Genomic DNA, 701 nt, shown 5'->3' on the forward strand with positions numbered 1-701 from the left:
GGTAAACAGCCAGGCCATACCGGCGGCGGCGCCCATAGCGGCGGTTGAGGCTGCGCATAGCGCAGATAAGCGCGTATAACGAGAATGAATTGAGATGGCGGTGAGATGAGATAGAGACAAAGCGCGAGCCAGGGTCTCTTCATCGACGCCGAGATGCTCTGCAACCACCACTACCGGTATGGTTGCTGTAATGCCCTGATTGCCTGAGCCGAAGTTAGACATCGCTACCACCGGCGCGCCGCCCATGCGGGCATCTGAAGCGGCGACGGTGTTGATGATCACCTTGCTTAACAGATCGTTGCTCATCAGGCCGTTTTTCACTGCGTCAGAAAAGGTACCGTTAATGTTCAGGCCATATTTTTTTGTTTTGCCTTCTGCCGCCAGCGCGGAGTTTAAGCGCGCGGCGTCGAGAATAAAGCGAATATCATTAAAGTCGACGCGATTAATAAAGTCGTAAGCCTGTTGTAGCGAGAAAGTGGGCAGCGTTTCGCGCTGGGTGTGCGTATTCTGTTTTTCGCTTAATGGCTGCGGCTGGCCATTAATATAAAGCTCGACCACGTTGGTGTGGGTTCCTTTGACCACGACACGACAGCAATTCTCGCCAGCAGAGAGGGTTAAATCGAGATGAATAAAATCCGGAGTCTCTTCGACGGCAATATCAACGGCGTTATTGGCGATCAGCTTCTGCGCCATTTCAACGT

The 701-nt window shown here is 52.6% G+C and carries 1 protein-coding gene; it reads right to left on the reverse strand.

Translation table 11 applies throughout. The annotated features are described in order from the left end of the window. The coding region (locus ABD339_RS33540; RefSeq protein ID WP_344570947.1) for an L-serine ammonia-lyase, iron-sulfur-dependent, subunit alpha at positions 1-693 on the reverse strand (693 nt) is incomplete at its 3' end. Positions 694-701: the final 8 nt, after the last annotated feature.

Source organism: Streptomyces axinellae (genome assembly GCF_039532135.1).
In the GTDB taxonomy this organism is placed as follows: Bacteria; Actinomycetota; Actinomycetes; order Streptomycetales; family Streptomycetaceae; genus Streptomyces; species Streptomyces axinellae.